The following is a 19,025-nucleotide window of genomic DNA, read 5'->3' as shown; positions in this document are numbered from 1 at the left end:
GCGGTACCATTATCAGCGCCCCATTGCCAGACCGGAGTTTCGTCAACCATGCCGACATCCCTGTCGTCCCTGCAACTGCCCGAAGGCCTCGGCACCATCGGGAATCTGGCTGTCGAGTTCGTCGAGGATGAACGGAAAACGTACGAGATGTGGATGCTCGAAACGGACCTCCCTTTCGACGAAGCCGTGTCGCGGTTGTCGGCCTTCGTGAAGCGCCATTTCGGCGGCGACGAGCAGGCTTCGTCCGCCGACCGCTTCGGCTTCCGCAGTTGGGCGGCTTCCTGGTCCCGCGAGAGACAGGAAATCTCGGCCCAGCTCACCGGCACCGACGGCGGCAGCTCAGGTTACCTGCGCAATGCGTACCACGCGTGAATGAACCCACTTGCCGCCCCCGACACCATCCGAACCTCGCATGACAGCCTCCTCGACTGATCGCCCGGCAAAACCGGCGATGAATATCGCGACCGTCATCGCCATGATCATCGGCGCCGCCGTACTCGCTTTCTGCGTCGTGCAGGCCTACCGGACGACGGTCTTCCTTTCGCATGCCTCTCGAGCGCCCGGTGTAGTCGTCAAGTCGAGCGGACACCCGACCATACGCTTCGAAACAGCCCTGGGCCAGCGCATCGAGTTCGTGCAGAACGGCGGCATGGACGGTCCGCCCGGAACCGTCGTGCAGGTCGCGTACGACCCTGCCGCGCCTGCGGAAACGGCCCGGGCCGCCACGTTCCTCGCGATATGGGGCGGTGTGCTGTGGGGATTGCCGGCAGGCCTCGGCTTTCTGGTCCTGCCGCTGTTCGGCGCACGGTTCGTGCTCACCGGACGGTACGGGAACGCGATAAGCCGTTGAGCGGCGACGCACGGATTCATGCGATGCCCGGGCATTCGCGGCAAGTCCGAACGCTTTCATCGTCGGTCACGCTTGCAAAGGTCACGAATCGAACGAGGTGGCCGGCCTCGCTGCCGCAACCCGGATACGACACTTCCGGGAACACGCGATAATGCGCGTGGACAACCTGCATCCGCGCATGACAAACAACATTCTCAAGACCGCCCTGTGCGCATCGCTGTTCGCGCTTGCGACCGCCGGCACCGCATCGGCCAAGGCACTCGACGACGCGCTCGACTGCCACTCGACCGGGCACAAGTTCGTCGCGCCGCTGCTCGCCGCCGGCGATATCCAGTCGGAGCCGATGCACGTCGAATCGAACTCGGTCAACGCATTCCGCACGAGCCACTCGCTGACCGCATACGGCTTCGGCGTCTACGTCGTGCTCGGCTACCAGGCGAACGACCCGATCTTCCGCACCGGCGACGGCACGCCGATCGGCGACTGGGCCTATGGCGTCGTGGTGCGCGGCACGAAAAGTGCGGTGGAGGAAGCCGTGCGCAAGGCCGGCAGCGACGCGACCGTCAGGCAGGCGTTTCCGTTCCTGACCGCGATCGTCTGCTCGTCGGACTGAGCGACCGCCAGGACGATCATGCGGCCATCCTGAGGGCGGCCAACCTGCCGCCCGGCCCTGCCCCGCTGTCGGCCTTTTACGCGCCCGTATACACCACGCGATACGGGATTCCGACCTTCTCCCATTCCGCCGCCTCCTGGCTGAGGCTGTAGTCGGTCAGCGGGTTCTGCTCGACCCACGCGCTCGGCAGGCGCACTTCATACCCGCCCTTCTTCATCTGCGAGACGGAAATGTCGGGCAGCCCCGCGTCGGTTCGGCGCCGGCACAGCAGCGCCGCGAGCCGCAGGCAGAACAGCAGCGGCCACTCGACTTCGCGTGCCTGCGACAGCTTGCCGAGCTTGCCCGCATGACCGAGCACGAGCGCGGCGAGCCGCGCCTGGTCGGTGCGCGAAAAACCCGGCATGTCCGCGTTGCTCGCAATATAGGCCGAATGCTTGTGATACGCGCTATGCGAGATCGACAGGCCGATCTCGTGCAACGCGGCCGCCCAGCCGAGGAACATCCGTCCTTCCTCGCGCGCTTCGTCGTCGGCTTCCTCGAGTTCGTCGTAGAAACGCCCCGCCAGCGCGCCGATCCGCTCGGCCTGCGCACGATCGACACCGTAGCGGCGCGTAAAGCCCTCGACGGTCACCGCGCGCATGTCCTCGTGCTGCGTCCGGCCGAGCAGGTCGTACAGCACCCCGAGGCGCAGTGCGCCGTCGGTCGTATCGACGTAGTCGACGCCAAGCTCCTCGAACACCGCGAGCATGATCGCGAGGCCGCCCGCGAGCACCGGCACGCGGTCGGGCTTCAGCGCGATCAGCTTCAGCCGGTTGACGTTCTCCGACTTGATCAGCGCACGCTTCAGGCGCTCGAGGCCGCCGCGCGAAATGCCGTGCGTGATGCCCGGATCGTTGAAGCCGTTCGCCTCGACGAGTTCCGCGAGCGCGCGCGCGGTGCCGGACGAGCCGATCGCCTGGTCCCAGCCGGCCTTCTTGTACTCGCTCGAAATGATCTGGATCTCGCGCTTAGCCGCGAGTTCGGCCTGCCGCATCGTGTATTCGTCGACGTTGCCGGCGGGGAAGAAGGCGCGGCTGTGGCTCACGCAGCCGATATAGAGGCTCTCCATCACGATCGGCGTGTAGTGCGAGCCGATGATGAATTCGGTGGAGCCGCCGCCGATGTCGACGACGAGCCGCTTGCCGGCGCTCGCCGGCACCGAGTGCGCGGCGCCCGCGTAGATCAGGCGCGCTTCTTCACGGCCTGCAATCACTTCGATCGGGAAACCGAGCGCCGCTTCCGCCTCGCCGAGAAACTCGCCCGCGTTCTTCGCGACGCGCAGCGTGTTGGTGGCCACCGCGCGCACATGATCGGGATGGAAATCGCGCAGGCGCTCGCCGAACCGCTTGAGCGCCTCCCAGCCGCGCTCCTGCGACGCGCGATCGAGCATCTTGTCGCTCGACAGGCCCGCGGCCAGCCGGACGGGCTCGCGCAGCGCATCGACGGGATAGATCTGGCTGCCCGCCGGCGTTTCCTCGACACGTCCGACGATCAGCCGGAAGCTGTTCGAGCCGAGATCCACGGCAGCCAGCAAGTGGGGGGTTGTAACCATCAGAAGGGGCTCCGTGCGCGTTCGCCCGCGGCGGCCGGTGCGACAGCCCTGGGCGATCAATCAAAGGCGACATTTTAAGCGTGGAACGCTTGCCGTTGCCACGCTTCACGGGCATGCATACCGCTCGTTTGCATATCGTCGAAACATTTATGGGGCGAAACGATTAAAGCGTAGAATTTCCCGATACAAATACATCACTGTCATCAGCACGTCATCGTACCGTGAGAGTTTCCGAGCGTCCTTTCGAATCATCGCCTGAATCACCCCCAACTCTGCCGATGTCCGTCCGTTATCCGCTTCTCAATCGTGAACTCGGCATCCTCGGTTTCAACGAGCGCGTGCTGGCCCAGGCAGCCGATCCGCAAGTCCCGTTGCTCGAGCGCCTCCGCTTCATCTGCATCACCAGCAGCAACCTCGACGAATTCTTCGAAGTCCGCATGGCCGGCCTTCAGGAGCAGATCCGCGACAACCCCGGCGCCCTGACGCCCGACGGGATGTCGTTACAACATGCTTACGATCTCGTGGTCGAACGCGCGCAGCGGCTCGTCCATCGACAGTACACGATGTTGCACGAAACCGTGCTGCCCGCGCTCGAGCAGGAAGGCATCTACTTCCATGCGAGCGACACCTGGAACGACGAGCAGCTCGAATGGGCGCGGCACTACTTCCTCGACGAGCTGCTGCCCGTGCTGACGCCGATCGGCCTCGATCCCGCCCACCCGTTCCCGCGCGTGCTGAACAAGAGCCTGAACTTCGTCGTCGAGCTCGAAGGCCGCGACGCATTCGGCCGCCAGGCCGTGATGGGCATCGTGCAGGCGCCGCGCGCGCTGCCGCGCGTCGTACGCATGCCGCACGCGCTGTCGGGCTTCGAGCACGGCTTCGTGCTGCTGAGCTCGTTCATGCAGCGCTTCGTCGGCGAACTCTTCCCGCAACTCGTCGTGAAGAGCTGCAACCAGTTCCGTATCACGCGCAACAGCGAACTGTTCGTCGACGAAGACGAGATCACGAACCTGCGCGTCGCGCTGCAGGGCGAACTGCCCGCGCGCCACCTCGGCAACGCGGTGCGCCTCGAGGTGTCGGCCGACACGCCGCCGCACATCGTGCGACGCCTGCTCGACGAAAGCGAGCTCGGCGACAAGGATTGCTATCGCGTGGCCGGATCGGTGAACCTCGTGCGGCTGATGCAGATTCCCGATCTCGTCGACCGCCCCGACCTGAAGTTCACGCCGTTCACCGCGTCGACGCCCGCCGCGATCACGAACGCGCCGACGATGTTTGACGCGATCGACAACGGCGACATCCTGCTGCACCACCCGTACGAGAGCTTCCAGCCGGTGCTCGAACTGCTGCAGCAGGCCGCGAAGGACCCGAGCGTCGTCGCGATCAAGCAGACGATCTACCGCACCGGCACCGATTCGCCGCTGATGGACGCGCTGATGGAAGCCGCGCGCAACGGCAAGGAAGTGACCGTCGTCGTCGAACTGCTCGCGCGCTTCGACGAGGAAACCAACATCAACTGGGCGTCGCAGCTCGAGGCCGTCGGCGCGCATGTCGTGTACGGCGTGGTCGGCCACAAGTGCCACGCGAAGATGATGCTGATCGTGCGGCGCGTCGTGCAGGGCGGCAAGGCGTCGCTGCGCCGCTACGTGCACCTCGGCACCGGCAACTACCACCCGCGCACGGCACGCCTCTACACCGACTTCGGGCTGATGACGGCCGACCAGAAGATCTGCGAGGACGTCCATCACGTGTTCCAGCAACTGACCGGCATCGGCGGCGAACTCACGCTGCACGAGCTGTGGCAGTCGCCGTTCACGCTGCATCCGCGCATCATCGACTCGATCCGCGCGGAGATCGACAATGCGCGTGCCGGCAAGCGCGCGCGCGTCGTCGCGAAGATGAACGCGTTGCTGGAACCGACGGTGATCGCGGCGCTGTACGAAGCGTCGCAGGCCGGCGTCAAGGTCGACCTGATCGTGCGCGGTGTCTGCGCGCTGAAGCCCGGCGTGCCGGGGCTGTCGGAAAACATCACCGTGCGCTCGATCGTCGGCCGCTTCCTCGAGCACCACCGGATCTACTATTTCCACGCGAACGGTGCCGAGGACGTCTATCTGTCGAGCGCCGACTGGATGGACCGCAACCTGTTCCGCCGCGTCGAAGTCGCGTTCCCGATCCGCGATCGCAAGCTCAAGCGGCGCGTGATCGCCGAAGGCCTGTCGGTGTGCCTTGGCGACAACCAGTCGGCATGGCAGATGCACAGCGACGGCCACTACCGCCGGCGCCGCGCCGGCAAGACGATCCGCAACGCGCAACTCGGGCTGCTCGCGAAGTTCTGCTCGTGAACCGGCAACGCGGCGCGAGTTGCACGCCGCGTCGCCAACGAAAAAGCGCAGCCCGCGGGCTGCGCTTTTTCGTTGCGGATCCGGCATGCCGCCGCTCGCCGGACGAGCGACGGATACCGTTACGCGATCATGCCTCGTACGTGGCCGGCCGAATCGCGATGACACGCGAACCCGGGAACCGCGCAGTGAACGTGCTGCCGCGCCCTTCCTCGCTCTGCACGTACAGGTGTGCGTCGTGCCGCTGCAGCACGTGCTTGACGATCGCGAGCCCGAGCCCCGTGCCACCCGTGTCGCGCGAACGGCTACGGTCGACGCGATAGAAGCGTTCGGTGAGCCGCGGCAGGTCGGCGGCCGGAATGCCGAAGCCGCTGTCCGTGACGGAAAACACGCCTTGCGCGCCTTCGCGCCGCCACGTCACGACGATCTTCCCGCCTTCCGGCGTATAGCGGATCGCGTTCGTGACGAGGTTCGCGAATGCGCTGAACAGCTCCGTCTGCGCGCCGGTGACGCCGAGCGTCTCGTCGATCGAGAACGCGATGTCGTGATGCCCGTTCGACAGCGTCTGCGCATCCTCCTTCAGGTGATCGAACACGGCGCGCATGTCGATCGCGCGATCGACCGGCGGCTTGCTTTCGCCCTCCAGCTTCGCGAGCACCAGCAGGTCGGTCACGATGTGCCGCATCCGCGATGCCTGCTGCTCCATCATCTCGAGATAGCGCGCGCGGTCTTCCTCGTTCAGCGGCAGCTCGCGCATCGTCTCGAGAAAGCCCGACAGCACGGTGAGCGGCGTCTTCAGTTCGTGCGACACGTTCGCGACGAAGTCGCGCCGCATCGCGTCGGTCCGCTCGAGCTCGGTGATGTCCTGCGTGAGCAGCAGCTTGCGGTTCTCGCCGTACGGAAACACCTGCACTTCCAGCACGTTCTGCCGCGAGTCGCCCATGCCGCGCATCACGAGCGTCTCGTCGTAATGCTGCGCGTTCAGGTAGCGGACGAAATCGGGATGGCGTACCAGGTTGGTGATGTGCTGGCGCAGGTCGCGCTTCGCATCCAGGCCGAAATGGACCTCGGCGATCGCATTGCACCACTCGATCTGGTCGTGATCGTCGAGCATCGCGACGCCGTTCGGCGACGCCTGGATCGCCTGGATGAAGCGCGAATGCTGCTGCTCGACCTGCCGCACCTGCGCATGCCACTGCTTCGCGAGCTTGTGCAGACGATAGTAGATCTCGCCCCAGATGCCCGGCGCGCTCGGCACTTCACCGTAGACCGGCGCATCGAGCAGCCGCCACAGACGCTGCGTGTGAAAGGTACTGAAAAAGCCCTGCGCAACCAGCATCACGACCACGAACACGAGGCCCGCGGTCGGGCCGGCGAAAACGCCGACCAATACGCCGATCAGCACGAGCAGCACGAGCGACACCAGAAAGCGCGCCCAGATGATGTTCATGATTCAGCGCCCGAAAGAATGAACGGCTTGCCGTGGCACACGGCAGGCCCGGATACGTTACGCGTGCTTGGCGAGCCGGTAGCCGCTGCCGCGCACGGTCTCGATCATCGCATCGCAACCAGCCGGTTTCAAGGCCGCGCGCAATCGTTTGATGTGCACGTCGACGGTGCGCTCCTCGACGAACACGTGGTCGCCCCATACCTGGTCGAGCAGTTGCGTGCGACTGTGCACGCGCTCCGGATGCGTCATGAAGAAATGCAGCAGGCGGAACTCGGTCGGGCCGAGATCGAGCTTGATCTCGCTGCCTTCCGCATGCGCGGCGACGCGGTGCGTGGCCGGGTCGAGGCGCAGCCCGTTGATCGACACGACGTCCTCGGTCAGCTGCGGCGCACGGCGGCGCAGCACGGCCTTGATCCGCGCCATCAGTTCCTTCGGCGAGAACGGCTTCGTCACGTAGTCGTCCGCGCCGATTTCGAGGCCGAGCACCTTGTCCTGCTCGTCGCCGCGGGCGGTGAGCATGATGATCGGGATGTGTTTGGTCCGTTCGTTGTTGCGCAGGTCGCGCGCGAACGCGATGCCGGATTTGCCCGGCAGCATCCAGTCGAGCAGCACGAGATCGGGCAGCACGTCGCTGATCAGGTTCTGCGCCTGTTCGGCGTTGTACGCACGAATCGGGCAGTGACCGGCGTGCTGGAGATTCACCGAGATCAGTTCGGAAATCGCGGGCTCATCTTCAACGACGAGAATGTTGCTGGGCATCGGCACCTCTTTTTTCCCTGTACGGAGTCGATTAACTGTTGGCTTCGCGATCGAGCGTGTCGCGCGGCTGATGCCGCACGTCCGTGCCCTTCACGATGTAGATGATGAATTCGGCGATGTTCTTCGCGTGGTCGCCGATCCGCTCGATCGCCTTCGCGATGAACAGGTATTCGAGGCCGACCGAGATCGTGCGCGGATCTTCCTGCATGTACGACACGAGCTTGCGCACGAACGCACGGAATTCCTGGTCGATCTCCTTGTCGTCCTTGACGATCTGCGCGGCGGCCACCGTATCGAGACGCGCGAACGCGTCGAGCGCGCGGCGCAGGATCGTCACGGCCATCTCGCCCGACACCTTGATCTCGGCGATGTTGACCGCACGCGCGGCCGGCTCGTCGACCAGGCGGCGCACGCGTTTCGCGATCTTCTCGGCCTCGTCGCCGGCGCGCTCGAGGTTCGTAATCGTTTTCGAAATCGACATCAAAAGGCGCAGGTCCCGCGCGGCAGGCTGTCTCCGCGCGATGATGTTGCCGCACTCCTGGTCGATGTCGACTTCCATCGCGTTCAGCGTTTCCTCGGCCGCGATCACCTTCTCGGCCGTATCGCGATCGAACTCGTTCAGTGCGTGCATCGCGCCGACGATCTGCGACTCGACGAGCCCGCCCATTTCCAGCACTTTCGACGACACGGCATTGAGGTCCGCGTCGAACTGGCTCGACAGATGTTTATCCGACATGGCTGTTGTTCTCCGTCATCAACCGAAACGGCCGGTGATGTAGTCTTCCGTTTCCTTGCGCACCGGCTTGATGAAGATCTTTTCGGTCTCGCCGAATTCGATCAGCTCGCCCAGGTACATGTAGGCCGTGTAATCCGAGCAGCGCGCTGCCTGCTGCATGTTGTGCGTGACGATCACGACCGTGTAGTCGCTCTTCAGCTCCGCGATCAGTTCCTCGATGCGGCCGGTCGAGATCGGGTCGAGCGCCGAGCACGGTTCGTCGAGCAGCAGCACTTCCGGACGGATCGCAATGCCGCGCGCGATGCACAGACGCTGCTGCTGGCCGCCCGAGAGGCCGTAGCCGCTCTGGCTCAGCTTGTCCTTCACTTCGTTCCACAGCGCGGCCTTCGTGAGCGCCCACTCGACGCGGTCGTCCATTTCCGAGCGCGTGAGCTTTTCGAACATCTTCACGCCGAACGCGATGTTGTCGTAGATCGACATCGGGAACGGGGTCGGCTTCTGGAACACCATGCCGATACGTGCGCGCAGCAGCGAGATGTCGCGCTTCGTCGTCAGCAGGTTCTCGCCGTCCATCAGGATTTCGCCTTCGGCGCGCTGCTCCGGATAGAGCGCGAACATCTTGTTGAACGTGCGCAGCAGCGTCGACTTGCCGCAGCCCGACGGGCCGATGAACGCCGTCACCTTCCCTTCGGGAATGCGCAGGTTGATGTTCTTCAGCGCGTGGAACTTGTTGTAGAAGAAGTTGAGGTTGTTGACCTCGATCTTCGCGTTCAGCGGCGCGAGCGGGCGATCGTTCGCCGCGTCATGCGTGCCGGCCGGCGCAGCGGTGCGCTCGACGGGATTCAGGTGGCTCTCTGCCATATTCATCGGATTGCTCCGCCGTTACTTTTTCGAGAAGATCGAGCGCGCCAGGACGTTGAGTCCGAGCACCCCGAGCGTAATCAGGAACACGCCCGCCCATGCGAGCGACTGCCACTCCGCGAACGGGCTCATCGCGAACTTGTAGATCGTGACGGGCAGGTTCGCCATCGGCTGGCTCATGTCCCACGAGAAGAACTGGTTCGACAGTGCGGTGAACAGCAACGGCGCCGTTTCGCCGGCAATCCGCGCGACCGCGAGCAGCACGCCCGTCACGATCCCGCCGACCGATGCGCGCAGCGTGATCTTCAACACCATGCGCCACTTCGGCGTACCGAGCGCGAAGGCCGCTTCGCGCAGCGCGTTCGGCACGAGCTTCAGCATGTTCTCCGTCGTGCGGATCACGATCGGAATCTGCAGCAGCGCAAGCGCGATCACGCCGGCCCAGCCCGAGAAGCGCCCCGACTTCGCGACGACGATCGCATACACGAACAGGCCGATGACGATCGACGGCGCCGACAGCAGGATGTCGTTGATGAAGCGGATCGTGCTCGCCAGCAGGTTCTTCTGGCCGTACTCGGCGAGATAGACGCCTGCGAGGATGCCGATCGGCGTGCCGACCAGCGTGCCGAAACCGCACAGCAGCAGGCTGCCGACGATCGCGTTCGCGAGACCGCCGCCTTCCGTGTTCGGCGCCGGCGTCGATTCGGTGAACAGTTGCAGCGACAGGCCGCCGACGCCGAGATGCACCGTCGTGTAGAGAATCCACACGAGCCACAGCAGCCCGAAGGCCATCGCGCCGAGCGACGCGGTGAGCGCGATCGCGTTGACGGCCTTGCGCTTGCGCTGCAGGCGGTTGCGCATCGCGTCGAGCGCGGCGCCGTCCGGCCCCGGGAAATTCATGATGGGCTCGCTCATTTCTTGCCCTCTCCCTTCTCGAGACGAAGCAGCAGCAGTTTGGAGATGGACAGCACGATGAACGTGATCACGAACAGGATCAGGCCGAGTTCCATCAGCGCGGATGTGTGCAGGCCCGGCTGCGCTTCCGCGAATTCGTTCGCGAGCGCCGACGTGATGCTGTTGCCCGGCGCGAACAGCGACACGCTGTCGAGCAGGTTCGTGTTGCCGATCACGAAGGTCACGGCCATCGTTTCGCCGAGCGCGCGGCCGAGGCCGAGCATCACGCCGCCGATCACGCCCGTCTTCGTGTAGGGCAGCACCACCTTCCACATCACTTCCCAGGTCGTGCAGCCGATCCCGTAGGCCGACTCCTTCAGCAGCACCGGCGTGACTTCGAACACGTCGCGCATCACCGATGCGATGTACGGGATGATCATGATCGCGAGGATCACGCCGGCTGCAAGGATGCCGATACCGATCGGCGGGCCGGCAGTCAGCGGGCCGAGCACCCAGACGTCCTTGAACAGGCGGCCGATCGGCTTCTGGAAGTATTCGGCGAAGATCGGCGCGAACACGAGCAGGCCCCACATGCCGTACACGATCGACGGAATCGCGGCGAGCAGCTCGATGGCGATACCGAGCGGGCGGCGCAGCCACACGGGCGACAGCTCGGTGAGGAACAGCGCGATGCCGAAGCTGACGGGCACCGCGATGACGAGCGCGATGATCGACGTCACGATCGTGCCGTAGATCGGCACGAGCGCGCCGTAGATGTCCGAGTTGGGATCCCACTCGGATTGCCACAGGAAGCCGAGGCCGAACTTCTGGATGGTCGGCATCGACGCAATGATCAGGGAAACGATGATCCCGCCCAGCAGCAGCAGGGTCACGATCGCGGCGAGCCGAGCAAGGCCGCCGAACAGGACATCCCCGAGACGGCTCGGCGCGCGCTGCTGCGCACTATCGGGCGACCGGGAGGACGTGTAAGAAATATCAGACATGGGTGCCTGCTTTTGATTGCCGGGCGCCGTAACGCCCGGCTTTACCGCACACACTGCCCGGCCGGCACGGCCGGGCAGCGAACCGCTGCAATGCTTACTCGGCGGCGACCGGCTTGCCCGAAGCGTCCGTCACCTTGACTTTCCACTGCTTGCGGATTTCCGCTTCGACTGCCGGCGGCAGCGAGATGTAGTCGAGGCTGTCAGCAGCCTTCTCGCCGTTCTTGAACGCCCAGCTGAAGAACTTCAGCGTTTCCGCGCCCTGCTCCGGCTTTTCCTGCTTCGCGTGCAGCAGCACGAACGTCGCGCCGACGACCGGCCATGCTTCCTTGCCCGGCTGGTTCGTCAGGATCTGGTAGAACGACTTCGACCAGTTCGCGCCTGCGGCAGCGGCCTTGAACGTTTCGGTCTTCGGTTCGACCACCGTGCCCGTCGAGTTCTTCAGGGCCGTGTAGATCATGTTGTTCTTCTTCGCGTACGCCCACTCGACGTAGCCGATCGCGCCCGGCAGGCGCTGCACGAAGGCCGCGACGCCGTCGTTGCCCTTGCCGCCCGTGCCCGTCGGCCAGTTGACCGTCGTGCCTTCGCCGATCTTCGACTTCCACTCGTCGTTGACCTTCGACAGGTAGTTCGTCCAGATGAAGCTCGTGCCCGAGCCGTCAGCGCGGCGGACCACGGCGATGTCCGTGTCCGGCAGCTTGACCTTCGGGTTCAGCGCGGCGATCGCCGGGTCGTTCCACTTCTTGATCTTGCCGAGGTAGATGTCGCCGAGCACCGGGCCCGACAGCGTCAGTTCGCCGGCCTTCACGCCCGGCACGTTGACGACCGGCACCACGCCGCCGACCACCGTCGGGAACTGGAACAGGCCTTCCTTCGCGAGCTCGTCATCCTTCAGCGGAGCGTCCGAGCCGGCAAAATCGACCGTCTTCGCGATAATCTGCTTCAGGCCGCCCGACGAACCGATACCTTGGTAGTTGACCTTCGCGCCGCCGGTCTGCTGGTAGTCAGCAGCCCATTTCGTATAGATCGGCATCGCGAACGTGCTGCCTGCGCCCGTGATGTCGGCAGCGTGGGCGGCGACGGCGAAAAGCGCGCCAGCCAGGCCGGCAATCGCGGTTTGCATCAATTTCATGAGACCTCCAGTGTGTGAGCGGATGACTACGGCACCGCGAAGGTTAGGGGCTCCTCATGACGGTAATGTGACAATCGATGAAACTGGCGTGACAGTAACATGACTGGTTGAAAGGGAGTAACCGGGTCGGCGCGCGTGGCGCGCAGACGGCGCCGGAGGGGCGATGGCGGCAGGAATTGCCTGCCCGGAACGGACGGGATGACGCCCCGTTTCTCATTGTGTGGCGGGATCGCGGCACCGCGTCGGTGGTACGAAAAGCCTCCGCCGGCAGCTGCCCCGATCTCGGGGTCGGACGTTTTTTCGTCCGGGGCATGCGGCAGGCGATATGCGTTACTTATAGGTATCGCAAACCTTTGCGTCTGACGAAATCGCGGCGCCCCGAAGGCGCCGCATGCCGGTTCAACGGAACACCGGCGCGCGGGCGTCAGACCGCCCTCGCGCCGGGCCCGCGCGTCAGGCCGTCGCCGCGCGCACCGCGTCGGCGATCGTCTCCGCATGGCGAACCGCGTCGGCCGCTTGCTGCGCTTCGACCATCACGCGCAACACGGGCTCGGTGCCCGATGCGCGGATCAGCACACGGCCGCTGCCGGCGAGCGCGGCTTCGGCTGCGTCGATCGCTGCACGAATCGACGTGCTGCCCTTCCAGTCGGCACCCGGCTTCATCCGCACGTTGATCAGCTTCTGCGGGAACAGCGTGACGCCGTCGAGCATCTGCGCGAGGGTCTGGCCGCTGCGCTTCAGCGCAGCCAGCACGAGCAGCGCCGACACGATGCCGTCGCCGGTCGAGTGGCGATCGAGCGACAGGATGTGGCCCGAGCCTTCCGCGCCGAGTTGCCAGCCGTGCTCGCGCAACTGCTCGAGCACGTAGCGATCCCCGACCGCCGCCCGCACGAACTTCACGCCCGCGCGCTGCAGCGCGACTTCGACGGCGAGATTCGTCATCAGCGTGCCGACCGCACCCTCCACCTTGCCGTCGGTCGCGATCCGGTCCTTCACGAGCACGTAGAGCAGCTCGTCGCCGTTGTACAGGCGACCGGTCGCGTCGACGACCTGCAGGCGGTCCGCATCGCCGTCGAGCGCAATGCCGAGATCGGCGTGGTTCGCGCGCACCGCGCGCACCAGCGCGTCCGGCGCGGTCGCGCCGACGCCGTCGTTGATGTTGAAGCCGTTCGGCGCGACGCCGATCGGGATCACGTCCGCGCCGAGTTCGTGGAACACGTGCGGCGCGATCTGGTACGCGGCACCGTGCGCGCAGTCGATCACGAGCTTCAGCCCGCGCAGGTCGAACGCGGCCGGGAACGTGCTCTTGCAGAATTCGATATAGCGGCCGGCCGCATCGTCGAGGCGGCGCGCCTTGCCGAGACCGTCGGACGATGCGCATTCGAGCGGCTTGTCGAGCCACGCTTCGATCGCGGCTTCGGTGTCGTCCGGCAGCTTGTTGCCGTCAGCGGAGAAGAACTTGATTCCGTTGTCGCGATACGGATTGTGCGATGCGCTGATCACGACGCCCGCCGACAGGCGCAACGCGCGCGTCAGGTAGGCGACCCCTGGCGTCGGCATCGGGCCGGCCAGCATCACGTCGACGCCCGCCGCCGAGAACCCTGCCTCGAGCGCGGCTTCGAGCATGTAACCCGACACGCGCGTGTCCTTGCCGATCAGCACGGTCGGCCGCGAGCCTGCCGCGCCATCGGCCGAGCTGGCCAGTACCTTGCCGGCCGCGTAGCCGAGACGCAACACGAAATCCGGCGTGATGGGTGCCTCGCCCACCGTGCCGCGAATGCCGTCCGTGCCGAAATATCGACGTCCCATAGCGAATCTTCCTCCTTCGTCTTCTGACTTATCGTTGCCGCGCGGCTTCGCGCACGGCATTCCAGATTTTCAACGCATCGACCGTCGCCGCGACATCGTGCACGCGCACGATCGCCGCCCCACGCTCGACCGCGCACAATGCGGCCGCCACGCTCGCCACGACGCGCTCCATCGGCGGCTTGCCGCCGATCACCGCGCCGAGCATCGACTTGCGCGACATGCCCGCGAGTATCGGATACGCGCGCCCGTCGGGCCGCGCGGGCGCCGTTTCAGGCAGCGCGGCCAGGAGTGCATAGTTGTCGTCGACGACCGCCTTGCCGAACCCGAAACCGGGATCGACGCAGATCCGCTCCGGCGCAATCCCCGCGTCGCGCAATGCCTGCGCGCGTGCGGCGAGAAAATCGCGCACGTCGGTCACGACGTCGCCGTAATCGGGTTCGCCGACCTGCATCGTTTGCGGCTCGCCGAGCATGTGCATCGCACACAGCCCGCAATTGCCCTCGCGCACCGCGTCGATCGCGCCCGGCTGGCGGAACCCCCAGATGTCGTTGATCAGGTCGGCGCCTGCGGCCAGTGCCGCGCGCATCACGGCCGGCTTGTAGGTATCGATCGACAGCGGCACGTTCAATGGGCGCAGCGCTTCGACAAGCGGGATCACGCGCGCGAGTTCCTCGTCGAGCGGCACCGGCGGTGCGCCGGGGCGCGTCGATTCGCCGCCGATATCGAGGAGATCGACGCCATCGGCAATCATCCGCTCGGCCTGGCGCAGCGCATCGTCGCGCGCGAGGAAGCGGCCGCCGTCGGAGAACGAATCGGGCGTGGCGTTGAGAATGCCCATCACGAGCGGGCGCTCGAACGTCAGTTCGAAGCGGCCGCACCGGAGCGGCGCGGGAATTTGGGGGGAAACAGCGGAATCGGACACGGGCAACTGGCGTGAATGAATGCAAAACGGGCCGGTGTGAAGACACACCAGCCCGTGAACGGTGCTAAAGAGCGGAGATTATGCCGCCGGCGACGCAGGCGCCGGCGCGTTGCCGGCCTTCACCTCGGCGCTGCTGCCGCCACCCGACGAATCGCCGCCGACAGCCGGCGAGCTCTTCGGGGAACGCGGCGGACGGCCTTCCATGATGTCGTTGATCTGATCGGCATCGATCGTCTCCCACTCCATCAGCGCGGCGGTCATCGCTTCGACCTTGTCGCGGTTCTCTTCGAGCAGGCGGCGCGCAAGGCCGTACTGTTCGTCGAGCACGCGGCGGATTTCCGAATCGACCTTCTGCTGCGTCGCTTCCGAAATCGTGCGCGTGAAGCCACGGCCGAACGGCGATGCATCGTTTTCGTCGTCGACGTAAACCATCGGCCCGAGCGCATCGGTCATGCCGAAACGGGCGACCATCGCGCGCGCAGTCTGCGTTGCCTTGTTGAAGTCGTCCGACGCACCGGTGCTGACGAGGTTCATGAACAACTCTTCCGCCACCCGGCCACCGAACAGGATCGCGAGGCGGTCCATCAGGTAGTCCTTCGAGTACGTTTCGTTGTCATGCTCCGGCAACTGCCACGTGACACCCAGCGCGCGACCGCGCGGAATGATCGTGACCTTGTGCACGGGGTCGGCCTTCGGCAGCAGCTTCGCGATCACCGCGTGGCCCGACTCGTGATAAGCGGTCGCACGCTTCGCTTCCTCGCGGATCACCGCCGACTTGCGCTCCGGACCCATGAAGATCTTGTCCTTCGCGTCCTCGAAATCCTGCATCTCGACGATGCGCTTGCCACGGCGTGCGGCGAACAGCGCGGCCTCGTTCACGAGGTTCGCGAGATCGGCGCCCGAGAAGCCCGGCGTGCCGCGCGCGATGACTGCCGCATCGACGTCGTTCGCGATCGGTACCTTGCGCAGGTGCACGCGCATGATCTGTTCGCGGCCGCGGATGTCCGGCAGACCGACGTAGACCTGGCGGTCGAAACGGCCCGGACGCAGCAGCGCCTTGTCGAGCACGTCGGAACGGTTGGTCGCGGCGATCACGATCACGCCCGAGTTCGCCTCGAAGCCGTCCATCTCGACGAGCATCTGGTTCAGCGTCTGTTCGCGCTCGTCGTTGCCGCCGCCCATGCCGGCGCCGCGATGACGGCCGACCGCATCGATTTCGTCGATGAACACGATGCACGGTGCATGCTTCTTCGCCTGCTCGAACATGTCGCGCACACGGGCCGCGCCGACGCCGACGAACATTTCGACGAAGTCCGAACCCGAGATGCTGAAGAACGGCACTTTCGCTTCACCCGCGATTGCGCGGGCCAGCAGCGTCTTGCCGGTACCCGGAGGGCCGACGAGCAGCACGCCGCGCGGAATGCGGCCGCCGAGCTTCTGGAATTTCTGCGGATCGCGCAGGAAGTCGACGAGCTCGGACACTTCTTCCTTCGCTTCGTCGCAGCCCGCGACGTCGGAGAAGTTCACCGCGTTGTTGTTCTCGTCGATCAGCCGCGCGCGGGATTTGCCGAACGAGAACGCGCCGCCTTTGCCGCCTCCCTGCATCTGCCGCATCATGTAGAACCAGAACACGATGATCAGGATCGTCGGCCCGAGGTAGTACAGCGCGGACATCAGCGCATTCGGCTCGTCGTCGGCCTTGCCGCTGACCTGCACGCCGTACTTCATCAGATCGCCAACCATCCAGATGTCGCCGGGCGACACGATCTGGTATTTCTGGCCATCAGCCGGAGTGACGGTGAGGTTGCGCCCCTGAACGATGACGTTCTTGACCTTGCCGTTCTTGGCGTCGTCCATGAACTGCGAATAGGACACGCCTTCCTGGACGCGGGGCTTGTCGAACTGCTTGAACACCGTAAACAGCACCAGTGCGATCACCAGCCACACCGCTGCCTTCGAAAACATATTGTTGTTCAAAGCACCACTCCTTCACTCGTAGACGAGCGCCTACATTTTCCTTGCGGCGCCCCTCGGTCATTCTAATCCAGTCCGACCACCCTCGCCATAAGCATTGACAACCGCCGCGATAGCGCTTCGCTTGTCTGGCAAGGGCCGGAGCCCGTTTGCGGCACCCCGCCGCGCATCAGCGCGGACGTTTCAGATGCCGACCCAAAATGAACGTTTCGGACGATTTGTCGCGGGACGCCTTCGGCTTGCGCGGCGCGACGGTCTTAAACTGCTGTTTGAATTTCTCGACGATCTGGCTGTAGCCGCTGCCGTGGAAACATTTCACGAGCAACGCACCATCCGGCTTCAGATGGTTCTGCGCGAATTCGAGCGCCAGATCGCAGAGATGCTCGATGCGCGCCGCGTCCGCCGAGGCCACGCCGGAGAGGTTGGGGGCCATGTCGGAAATAACAAGGTCCACCGCGCGGCCTTCGAGCAATTCCTCGAGCTGGTGAAGCACGTCATCCTCGCGGAAGTCGCCCTGGAGGAAGTGGACGTCGGCGATCGGCTCCATCGGCAGGATGTCGAGCGCGACGATCGTGCCGTCGATGCCGCCTTCGCGCTCCGCATCGCGCTTCTTGCCCTGCGCGAGCTTGTTGCGGGCATACTGGCTCCAGCTGCCCGGCGTCGCGCCGAGATCGACGATCACCTGGCCCGGACGGATCAGCTTGTCCTGCTCGTCGATTTCCTTCAGCTTGTACGCGGCACGCGCGCGATAGCCCTCCCGCTGCGCCATTTTGACGTACGGGTCGTTGATGTGGTCGTGCAGCCAGTGCTGGTTGAAGCGGTTTTTTGCCATTCGAAAGAGAGATTGCTGCCAATTGCTTCGTGAAGCCGCGCTTTTAGCGGATAATACGCGTCTTCTTCGCGCGGCTGCGGCCCCTTTTCGGGCCCAAGCCGCGATTTTACGTGGTTTCGGCGCACGGCTGACGCGGTAACTACCCGCGATCGCTTTTCAGTCAGCGCGCCCTTATTTAGATTTCGACATTTCCATGCCCGCCCTTTCGCTTTCTCCCGCCGAGCGCTCCGCGCTGCGCTCCCAGGCCCATGCGCTCAAGCCCGTCGTGCTGATCGGCGCCGAAGGGCTGACCGACGCCGTGCTGAAGGAAATCAAGGTGCACCTCGACGCGCACCAACTGATCAAGATCCGCGTGTTCGGCGACGAGCGCGACGAGCGCATCGCGATCTACGACGAGATCTGCGATCGCCTGAGCGCGGCGCCGATCCAGCACATCGGCAAGCTGCTGGTGATCTGGAAACCCGAAGCCGCCGTTGCGGCCCCGGCCCGCGGCCGTCGTGCCGGCACGCTGCCGAGCGCGGCCGAAGCCGTGGACGACAAGAAAGGCCGTGCACCGCGCACCGTCAAGGTCGTCAAGGTGTCGCCGAACGCGAGCCCCGTGCGCCGTCCGCGGCCGGTCAAGGTCACGGTGCGCGGCAACGAGCGCGTGACGGCGGGCGGTACCGTGAAGCGTGCGAAAAAGCGCCAGGCCAGCACCAAGCGGCCGTTCCAGGACAAGTAAGCATCGGGGCGGCACGGCTGCGCCGTCCCGCCACCCTGCCCGCGGGCCCGGCATCGACCGGGCCTGCGCGGCACACGCGTCAGGCGTCGCGCGCCGGCAGACGCCAGATCAGCATCAGCCCCAGCACGCTCTCGACGAGGTAGAACACGCTCGAGACGCCGTGCAGCATCCCGAAGCGGCTCGCATACGGCGAATTCGCGATATCGGTGCCCGCGTCCATCGCGGCGACCCGCAGCGCGTTCATGAACGGTTGCAGCGCAAAATACCCGACCAGCACACATACGACCATCGCGGCGACGACCCAGCGCACGCGGCGATATTCGCTGCTGCCGCGTCGAACCTGCTGGTTCGACAGCGCGAGCAGCAGCACGCCACATACGACACCGAGGATCGCCTCGATACGGAACAGCTGGGCGGCGACCGAACCGGCCGTCATCCGCTCCAGCGTCTTGAACAGCACGGGCGCGACCGCATACCCGATCGTCAGCAGGCTGCCGACCCACACGGCCGACAGCAGACGGAACACGCGATGCGGCATCGT

At 65.2% G+C, this 19,025-nt stretch carries 18 protein-coding genes; 5 read left to right on the top strand and 13 right to left on the bottom strand.

Annotated elements, in window-relative coordinates; genetic code table 11:
- The first annotated feature begins 48 nt into the window (after positions 1-48).
- The 3 genes from AB3K92_RS29115 (at position 49) to AB3K92_RS29105 (ending at position 1,463) form a co-directional block, all read left to right on the top strand.
- A complete protein-coding gene (locus AB3K92_RS29115) occupies positions 49-372 on the top strand; it encodes a hypothetical protein (RefSeq protein WP_124842337.1) in 324 nt (107 codons plus the stop codon).
- A 40-nt stretch (positions 373-412) separates the two neighbouring features.
- Positions 413-850 carry a DUF3592 domain-containing protein gene (locus tag AB3K92_RS29110; protein ID WP_081052724.1) on the top strand — a complete coding sequence of 146 codons (438 nt, stop codon included), beginning with the start codon at positions 413-415 and terminating at the stop codon, positions 848-850.
- 178 nt (positions 851-1,028) lie between these two features.
- Positions 1,029-1,463 (top strand): hypothetical protein, encoded by a 435-nt coding sequence (locus AB3K92_RS29105; RefSeq protein WP_069253908.1) that lies wholly within the window; start codon positions 1,029-1,031, stop codon positions 1,461-1,463.
- 76 nt (positions 1,464-1,539) lie between these two features.
- Here AB3K92_RS29105 and ppx read toward each other — a convergent pair whose 3' ends face one another.
- A complete protein-coding gene (ppx, locus tag AB3K92_RS29100; RefSeq protein WP_027787866.1) occupies positions 1,540-3,054 on the bottom strand; it encodes an exopolyphosphatase in 1,515 nt (504 codons plus the stop codon).
- Between the two features lie 278 nt (positions 3,055-3,332).
- Between ppx and ppk1 the strand changes: the two genes are divergently transcribed.
- The gene (gene ppk1, locus AB3K92_RS29095; RefSeq protein WP_021157273.1) at positions 3,333-5,396 is read left to right on the top strand and encodes a polyphosphate kinase 1; all 2,064 of its coding nucleotides are present in this window, start codon (positions 3,333-3,335) and stop codon (positions 5,394-5,396) included.
- 127 nt (positions 5,397-5,523) lie between these two features.
- Here ppk1 and phoR read toward each other — a convergent pair whose 3' ends face one another.
- The 11 genes from phoR to AB3K92_RS29040 all read right to left on the bottom strand — a co-directional run bounded on the left by phoR (position 5,524) and on the right by AB3K92_RS29040 (position 17,763).
- Positions 5,524-6,843, bottom strand: coding sequence for a phosphate regulon sensor histidine kinase PhoR (gene phoR, locus AB3K92_RS29090; protein ID WP_021157274.1), 1,320 nt, complete (start codon positions 6,841-6,843; stop codon positions 5,524-5,526).
- Between the two features lie 57 nt (positions 6,844-6,900).
- Entirely contained in the window at positions 6,901-7,602 is a 702-nt protein-coding gene (gene phoB, locus AB3K92_RS29085) for a phosphate regulon transcriptional regulator PhoB (protein WP_027787869.1), read from the bottom strand.
- A 31-nt stretch (positions 7,603-7,633) separates the two neighbouring features.
- Positions 7,634-8,338 carry a phosphate signaling complex protein PhoU gene (gene phoU, locus AB3K92_RS29080; RefSeq protein ID WP_021157276.1) on the bottom strand — a complete coding sequence of 235 codons (705 nt, stop codon included), beginning with the start codon at positions 8,336-8,338 and terminating at the stop codon, positions 7,634-7,636.
- Between the two features lie 18 nt (positions 8,339-8,356).
- A complete protein-coding gene (gene pstB, locus AB3K92_RS29075; protein ID WP_021157277.1) occupies positions 8,357-9,205 on the bottom strand; it encodes a phosphate ABC transporter ATP-binding protein PstB in 849 nt (282 codons plus the stop codon).
- A 15-nt stretch (positions 9,206-9,220) separates the two neighbouring features.
- On the bottom strand, positions 9,221-10,114 hold the full coding sequence (gene pstA, locus AB3K92_RS29070; RefSeq protein ID WP_021157278.1) for a phosphate ABC transporter permease PstA: 894 nt from the start codon (positions 10,112-10,114) through the stop codon (positions 9,221-9,223).
- Positions 10,111-11,097 (bottom strand): phosphate ABC transporter permease PstC, encoded by a 987-nt coding sequence (pstC, locus tag AB3K92_RS29065; protein WP_369466342.1) that lies wholly within the window; start codon positions 11,095-11,097, stop codon positions 10,111-10,113. The genes pstA and pstC overlap by 4 nt, the downstream gene beginning before the upstream one ends.
- Before the next feature lie 94 nt (positions 11,098-11,191).
- Positions 11,192-12,226 (bottom strand): phosphate ABC transporter substrate-binding protein PstS, encoded by a 1,035-nt coding sequence (pstS, locus tag AB3K92_RS29060; RefSeq protein WP_027787874.1) that lies wholly within the window; start codon positions 12,224-12,226, stop codon positions 11,192-11,194.
- 453 nt (positions 12,227-12,679) lie between these two features.
- A complete protein-coding gene (gene glmM / locus AB3K92_RS29055; protein ID WP_021163356.1) occupies positions 12,680-14,035 on the bottom strand; it encodes a phosphoglucosamine mutase in 1,356 nt (451 codons plus the stop codon).
- Between the two features lie 28 nt (positions 14,036-14,063).
- On the bottom strand, positions 14,064-14,963 hold the full coding sequence (folP, locus tag AB3K92_RS29050) for a dihydropteroate synthase (RefSeq protein WP_124909664.1): 900 nt from the start codon (positions 14,961-14,963) through the stop codon (positions 14,064-14,066).
- Positions 14,964-15,035: 72 nt separating this feature from the next.
- Complete coding sequence (ftsH, locus tag AB3K92_RS29045; protein ID WP_021163358.1) at positions 15,036-16,934, bottom strand: ATP-dependent zinc metalloprotease FtsH; 1,899 nt, start codon at positions 16,932-16,934, stop codon at positions 15,036-15,038.
- A 166-nt stretch (positions 16,935-17,100) separates the two neighbouring features.
- Positions 17,101-17,763 carry an RlmE family RNA methyltransferase gene (locus tag AB3K92_RS29040; protein ID WP_021163359.1) on the bottom strand — a complete coding sequence of 221 codons (663 nt, stop codon included), beginning with the start codon at positions 17,761-17,763 and terminating at the stop codon, positions 17,101-17,103.
- A gap of 193 nt (positions 17,764-17,956) precedes the next feature.
- Here AB3K92_RS29040 and AB3K92_RS29035 point away from each other — a divergent pair, with 193 nt between their 5' ends.
- Positions 17,957-18,484: a YhbY family RNA-binding protein gene (locus AB3K92_RS29035; protein ID WP_059486740.1), complete on the top strand. Its 528-nt coding sequence runs from the start codon at positions 17,957-17,959 to the stop codon at positions 18,482-18,484.
- A gap of 79 nt (positions 18,485-18,563) precedes the next feature.
- Here the strand turns inward: AB3K92_RS29035 and AB3K92_RS29030 are convergent, their stop codons facing one another.
- Positions 18,564-19,022: a DUF4149 domain-containing protein gene (locus AB3K92_RS29030; RefSeq protein WP_021163361.1), complete on the bottom strand. Its 459-nt coding sequence runs from the start codon at positions 19,020-19,022 to the stop codon at positions 18,564-18,566.
- Positions 19,023-19,025: the final 3 nt, after the last annotated feature.

Origin of the sequence: Burkholderia sp. Bmkn7, from assembly GCF_041103175.1 — a bacterium.
GTDB lineage: Bacteria > Pseudomonadota > Gammaproteobacteria > Burkholderiales > Burkholderiaceae > Burkholderia > Burkholderia cepacia.
The sequence above is the reverse complement of the archived record's forward strand: the minus strand, read 5'-3'. Positions and strand labels throughout refer to the sequence as shown.